Origin of the sequence: Microcoleus sp. C2D2 (assembly GCF_036702495.1) — a bacterium.
In the GTDB taxonomy this organism is placed as follows: domain Bacteria; phylum Cyanobacteriota; class Cyanobacteriia; order Cyanobacteriales; family Microcoleaceae; genus Microcoleus.
On record NZ_JAUBTO010000247.1, the window covers coordinates 1 to 7,195 of the forward strand.

The 7,195-nt window shown below is 45.4% G+C and carries 4 protein-coding genes; all 4 read left to right on the forward strand.

Features of this window, described 5'->3' with window-relative positions:
• On the forward strand, nt 1-1,152 hold a 1,152-nt coding region (iscB, locus tag QUB61_RS36685; RefSeq protein WP_333136041.1), incomplete at its 5' end, for an RNA-guided endonuclease IscB.
• 90 nt (nt 1,153-1,242) lie between these two features.
• On the forward strand, nt 1,243-2,076 hold the full coding sequence (locus QUB61_RS36690) for a PAS domain S-box protein (protein ID WP_333136043.1): 834 nt from the start codon (nt 1,243-1,245) through the stop codon (nt 2,074-2,076).
• Between the two features lie 102 nt (nt 2,077-2,178).
• Nucleotides 2,179-5,922, forward strand: coding sequence for a PAS domain S-box protein (locus QUB61_RS36695; RefSeq protein WP_333136045.1), 3,744 nt, complete (start codon nt 2,179-2,181; stop codon nt 5,920-5,922).
• A 4-nt stretch (nt 5,923-5,926) separates the two neighbouring features.
• A complete protein-coding gene (locus QUB61_RS36700) occupies nt 5,927-7,066 on the forward strand; it encodes an ATP-binding protein (RefSeq protein ID WP_333136047.1) in 1,140 nt (379 codons plus the stop codon).
• The last annotated feature ends 129 nt before the right edge of the window (nt 7,067-7,195 follow it).

The following is a 7,195-nucleotide window of genomic DNA, read 5'->3' on the forward strand; positions in this document are numbered from 1 at the left end:
AGCCGTGTGAGGCGAAAGTCTCAAGCACGGTTTTGTAGGAGAGTTCGGGGAGGCGACTTCTCGTTCGACTCCAGCGGATTAGCTATACTTTTAGGTTACGATCTAATTTGGGTGGCCCAATTAACCCATCGCCCTCAAGCAATTAAGGCATCGCTAGATTCGCGTCGTTCCCTACGGCGTGGTCGCAGAAGTCGGCACACACGATATCGTCAAGCGCGATTTTGTAACCGGACACGTCCTAAAGGTTGGTTAGCTCAAGGCCTTCGACACCGCGTAGAAACAACCTTAACTTGGGTCAACAAATTATCAAGACTTGCATCAGTCAGAACGATATTTCAAGAATTAGTCAGATTCGATCTACAGCAGATAGAAAATCCAGAAATTTCAGGGAGCGAGTATCAGCAGGGTGTGTTAGCTGGTTACGAAGTCCGTGAGTATCTGCTCAATAAATGGGAAAGACGATGTGCTTACTGTAGCGTAGAAAATGTACCGCTACAGGTTGAGCATATTCAGCCTAGGGCGTCGGGTGGAACTAACAGGGTATCTAATTTGTGTTTAGCTTGTGAGCCTTGCAATACCAAGAAAGGCACTCAGGATATCAAGATATTCCTAGCAAAAAAGCCCGATGTTTTGAAGAAAATCTTGGTACAGGCTAAGCGCCCATTAAAAGATGCCTCTGCTGTCAATTCAACCCGATGGGCTTTGTTTAATCGCCTAAAAGAGACAGGTAAAGTGATTGCCACGGGTTCTGGTGGGTTAACCAAATTCAACCGAATACGGTTGGAATTACCAAAAACCCACTTCTTTGATGCTGCTTGCGTTGGTGATACGCCCTCTATTTCTGTACTAGCAAATCAGCCCCTAAACATCAAAGCCACGGGGCATGGTTCAAGGCAGATGTGTCGCACAGATAAGTTTGGATTTCCTTCTCGGTATGTTCCTAGATTCAAGTTTGTCAAGGGTTTCCAGATAGGCGACATTGTAAAAGCCGTTGTTACTTCGGGCAAGAAGATTGGGACTTATACAGGTAGGGTTGCTGTTCGCTCATCTGGTAGTTTTAATATGTCATCAGCCCAGGGCTTAATTCAAGGAATCAATCACAAATATTGTTTTTCTATTCATCAAAAGGATGGGTACAACTATGGATTTTAAGAGTATTGACGGGACACGCTTGGTATCCCGTGTCCCTTTTCCACGAGCGGGCTAAAGCCACGCTCGTTTCCAATCTCCCGTGAGGTTTCTATGAAAACCCTGTTAAAAAAACTGTTAGTTCCCCACCACTTGGAGTACCTAGCACTGGATAAACATTTTTTAATCCAAGAAACATCTCTCAAAGTGCAGCGATTTGGGGACTGTCCCGAGGAAGTAGTCGCCAGCAACGATGTCCGCATTCCCTTTCCAGAATTGGTGGGAACTGAAGAAATTTTAATCGATCTTTTTGAAAGACGTTTGCCAAATTTTGAATTAAAAGCGATCGCGCGGGTATTAGGAAATGGATCGCGGCTTTATTTTGATATGTATATCGTCGAGTTCACTAATGACGATAATTATCAGAGATTAATTATATTTTTTGACGACGTAACCGACAGGATAGCTTTAGAACAAACTCTAGTCCAAGCTACCAATGAAATGGAGATTTTATTGAGTACCTTAGCCGCTACTAATAATTATGTTGAAAAAATCATTACTTCAATGGCGGAAGTTTTGTTAGTAACAACAGCCTCGGGAAAACTTAAAAAAGTCAATCAAGCGGCTCAAGATTTGTTTGGTTACAGCGAATCAGAATTAGTAGGCCAGCAAATAGACGTTCTTGCCGCTGTTGGCGCATCTTTGCAAGCAGTTAGTCAAGATCCGCCTCAAGAATCTCAAACTAACACCGAAGTAATTTGTAGGGCTAAAAGCGGAGAAAAGCTAACAGTTTCGTTTTCCTGTACGGCGATTTCGACTGACATTCAAGGCATTTCTGGATCGGGGGTCGCTGTTCAAGATTTCGTGTACATCGGCCGCGATGTGACAGATAGACAGCGCGCCCGCAAGCGAAAAATAACTCACTACGTCACCACTGCCATTCTGTAGGCATCCGAAACAATCAAAAAAGTTCTAGCAGCAATTCCTATCGATTCCGGTGCAACCGGAATCGATATCAGCAGTCATCAGTCATCTGGCTGAGGACTAAAAGTGTTGCTAAAGTTAATTAGCAATACTTTTTCGCCAAGACTGATGGAACTTGCTAATTTGTCGGCAAATTTACTATCGCCCTTAAAAGCTGTCGATCGCCACCCTGTGACGGTTGCGCCCGGAGCTTGCCTCGGGGATGCGATCGCCCTGATGCGTCGGGCGATCGACCTTTGTCCGCTGCCTAATTCACCCCATCACTCAAACGAAACGGTAAAAGCATCGATTAGTTGCGTCTTAGTTGTCAATGAAAATCAGCTAGTCGGACTGCTAAGGCCGGAAGATGTGCTGAACTTAGCTACCGAATACGGATGGCAAGGCATGAAAGTTGCCGACGCAATGACGCGGAATTTAATAGTCTTAAAAGAATCAGAATTTACAGATATTTTTACCGCATTTAAGGTATTTTGTCAACACTCGATCGATTGCTTGCCCATTGTGGACGAAGGGGGTCAGGTCGTAGGTTTAGTCAGCGAAAAAAAGATTCGCCCAGCAATGTATAGCTGGATGGAGGCACTGCACCAAGAAGCGGCAAAACTCCAGGAACAATGCGAACTGTTAGACGGCAATTGTGAACTAGAAAAACGAGCCAGCGATCGCAAAAATGCCGAAAATGCCCTGCGGCAGAGCGAGGCGCGCTACCGGGCGATTGTGGAAGACCAAAGCGAACTGATTTGCCGCTACCTCCCCGACGGTAAAATCACTTTTGTCAATCAAGCTTACTGCCGCTATTTCGGCGTGCAACCAGAAGATTTGCTCGGCAATAGCTTTATGCCGCTGATCCCAGAAGCAGACCGAGAAATTTTTCAACATCGATATACTTCTGTGTCTCCCGACAAGCCTATTTTTACTGGCGAACACCGAGTAATTTTGCCGAGCGGGGAAATTGGCTGGCAGCAGTGGATCGATCGCGCTATATTCGACGAGAGCGGACAAATCGTCGAGTATCAAGCAGCAGGTCGGGATGTAACGCAGCTCAAACAAGCAGAAATCGCTTTGCTGGAGCTCAATGCAGAGTTAGAACGGAGAGTCCAGCAGCGGACACAATGGTACGAACTGGCAGTATCGGCGGGCAAAGTGGGGGTTTGGGACTGGAATTTGGAAACCGACGAAATCTACATTGCTCCCTCTTTAAAAGCTTTGTTGGGCTATCAGGACGCAGAGATTGCCAACCGCCTGGAAAATTGGGCGTCTTACGTTCATCCCGACGATCGAGTTGCCGTCTGGGAAGCAGTAAATGCTTATCTAGAGGGTGTGACAGAAAGTTATGAAGTTGAACACCGGATGCTGCGCAAAGACGGCAGCACCTGCTGGATACTTGCCCGCGGCAGCGCGATCCGATCTGCAGACGGCAAGGCTTGCCGCCTGAGCGGGACTGACACCGACATTACCGAGCGCAAATTGACCGAAGAAAAACTCCAAAACTCCGAAGCCGAACTGCTGGCGCTGTTTAATGCCATGACGGATATTGTGCTGGTTTTCGACGCCAGGGGCCGCTACCTCAAAATTGCCCCCACTGCTCCCGAACTGCTGTACAAACCGGCTCCTGAAGTGCTGGGCAAAACCCTCGCCGAAATCTTCCCAGAAGCGGAAGCTAATTTTGCCCTCGGCCACATTCGCCAAACATTGGCATCTGGGCAAACCCACAGAGTTGAATACATGATGGAAATTGGCTGCAAGTTATTCTGGTTTGATGCCAGTATTTCGCCCCTGGATCTCGATCGGGTGATGTGGGTTGCCCGAGACATCACCGCTCGCAAACACGCAGAAGCTGCACTGCAAAAGAGCGAGGAAAAGTTTCGCAACTTATTTGACGATGCTCCGATCGCGATCGGTTTGACAAGCGTGCGCGACTACCGCACTATCAAAGTGAATGAAGCTCACCGCCAGATGTTGGGCTACAGCGATGCGGAGTTGGCGACGATGACTTTTACTCAACTCACGCATCCAGAAGATTTACAAGCAGATTTAGAGCAAGTCAAGCAGCTTGTAGAGGGCAATATTTCTCGCTTCGGGAGCGAAAAACGCTTGATTAAGAAGAATGGCGAGCTGATGTGGGCAAACTTGACGGTGACGCTGATCCGCGACCGCGAGGGAATTCCTCTCTACAGCATGGGGGCGATCGAAGATATCAGTTATCGCAAGCGGGCAGAAATGGAATTGCAGCAGCTAAAAGAACGCCTGCAATTTTTACTGGCTTCTAATCCGGCGGTAATTTTTACTGCCGCACCCACGGGAGATTTTTGTACTACTTACATTAGCGACAACGTTAAGGCAATCGTTGGCTACGATCCCCAAGAAATGTTAGCAGATTCTAACTTTTGGCCGAGCCGGATTCACCCTGAAGATCAGCCACAATTTATAGTAAACTTTTCGGATTTGTCCGATGGCAAAAATTGCATTTGCGAGTACCGCTTTCTGCACCGAGACGGACTTTACCGCTGGCTGCGGACGGAACTGAAACTATTGGTTGACAGCAGGGGCATTCCGATCGAAATTATTGGTTACGCCGCTGATATCAGCAATTCTAAATACGCCGAAATCGCCCTGCAGCAGCAGTGCGAGCGAGAACGCCTCGTGGAGGCGATCGCCCGTCGCGTCCGCCAGTCTTTGCAATTAGAGGAAATTCTCAACACCACGGTTGCCGAACTCCAGCAAGTATTGTTAGCCGATCGAGTTTTGGTTTATCAACTTTTATCCAAAAGCGGCGGGCGAGTAATTGCTGAAGCCGTGGCAGAAGGATGCAGCCAACTTGTGGATAGATGTTTTGGCGAAGAAGTTTGGACGGCCCAAAGTTATCAGCTTTATTTGCAAGGGCGAATTTGTGCGAGATCCGAACTAGATGACCCCTCCCTTACACCTTGTGTGGTGGAGTTTATGAAACAAATTCAAGTTAAGGCAAAGTTAGTAGTGCCGATTATTCAGCACAGCCAACTTTGGGGATTGCTGATTGCCCACCAATGCGAGATCCCTCGTGAGTGGCTAGAATGGGAAATCAATTTATTTCAGCAGTTGGTGAATCAATTAGCGATCGCCATTCAGCAATCTCTACTCTACCAGCAACTGCAAGCTGAACTGAGCGAACGCAAACAAGCGGAAGCAAATTTGAAAAACTCCCTCAAAGAAAAAGAAATTTTGCTCAAAGAAATTCACCACCGCGTCAAAAACAACCTCTGCGTAGTTGCCAGTCTGTTAGAATTGCAATCTAACACAGTTGCCGACCCCCAATTAGCCAAAATGTTTGAAGAAAGTCAGAATCGCCTTTACTCTATGGCTCTGATTCACGAGAAACTGTACCGATCCACTAACCTGGCACAAATTAATTTTGGCGATTATCTCGAAGATTTGGTAAGTAACTTGTTTCACTCTTACAATATTAGCGACAACCGAATTAAGTTGCAGGTATTAGCTGAACCAATTTACCTAAATCTTGAAACCGCTACTCCCTGCGGTTTAATTGCCAATGAATTGGTTTCAAATACCCTCAAACACGCTTTTCCTGATGGCACGACTGGTACAGTTAGTGTAGAATGCTATCAAACTGGCGATCGCGAAATCCACCTCTTCATTAAGGACAACGGCATTGGCTTTCCTCAAAACTTAGATTTTCGGAAAACTAACTCGATGGGCTTTCAAGTTGTCTGCACTTTAACCGACCAGTTAGAAGGAAGCATCGAACTGTCAAGACAAACCGGCACAGCCTTTCACTTAAATTTTAACGAGTTAAGCTACTCTAAAAGGTTTTAAAATTATGAATTTGGCCGCCAAAGCTATTAATATTTTGATTGTGGAAGACGAACTATTAATTGCTAAAAATTTATCCCACAAATTAGAAAGTTTGGGATATCAAATCGTCGGCATCGTTTCTTCCGGAGCCGATGCCATCCAGCGCGCAGGCGAAATGGAACTCGATTTAATTTTAATGGATATAGTCATCAAAGGCGACATTGACGGCATAGAAACAGCAGTAATAATTAATCAAAAATTCGATATCCCAATTATCTATACAACTGCCTATGCCGACGACGAAACTTTGCAGCGAGCCGAAAATACTGGCTCTTACGGCTACCTCCTCAAACCGTTTAAACAAAGAGAACTGCACGCCACCATCAAGATAGCGCTGAGCAAACATCAAGAAGCAGTAAAAATGCAAAAAATAATTGCACTAGCAGCAGCGAAAAGCGAAAACCGCTCGCGTTTTTTTTCAATGGCATACCACGATTTAAACACTCCTTTAACTACTATACAGTTATCGGCTGAAATGCTAGAAGATAGCGAATTGCAGAGGGGTTCAGGAACTATAAATAAAAATGTCGCTCGCATTAAAAAAGCAGTCAGCAATATGAGTGGATTGCTGGAGGATATTTTAATGCTTAACAAAGCAGAATACGGAAAAGTTTCCTTGAATTTAAATCCGATTAATGCGACGAATTTCTGCACCTCTATTTTAGAAGAACTGCAACCTCTCGTCACTGACAAACACCTGATAACTTTCCGCACTCACACAGATACGGTGTACGCCAATCTCGATGCAAAACTCTTGCACCACCTCCTGACTAATTTGCTTTCAAACGCCATTAAATATTCTCCAAACGGCGGCAATGTCAGTTTAGAATTAAGCTGCGAAAACCAGCAAATAATTTTTTGCGTTCGAGATGAGGGAATTGGAATCACAGCGGAAGATCGAGAAAAACTATTTCAGCAGTTTGAACGGGGTGCTAATGTAGGCAAGATTAAAGGTTCGGGTTTGGGACTCTGCATTGTCAAACACATAGTTGACCTGCACGGCGGTACCATAAGTGTGGAAAGTGCGATCGGCAAAGGTACTACATTTATTGTGACGCTGCCTTTTTTAGCCATTAGTCAGGAGTCATTAGTCATTAGTCATTAGTCATTAGTCATTAGTCATTAGTCATTAGTCATTAGTCATTAGTCATTAGTCATTAGGACTGAAAAATAAATAACTTGATGGATTGTCGGATATAATCAAAAACAGCGCCCTGATTGCTATTTTCTCTAA

Excerpts from the sequence above, each read along its gene's own strand:
- QUB61_RS36690 (WP_333136043.1), top strand. The coding sequence starts at position 1,243 with ATGAAAACCCTGTTAAAAAAACTGTTAGTTCCCCACCACTTGGAGTAC.
- QUB61_RS36700 (WP_333136047.1), top strand. The coding sequence starts at position 5,927 with ATGAATTTGGCCGCCAAAGCTATTAATATTTTGATTGTGGAAGACGAA.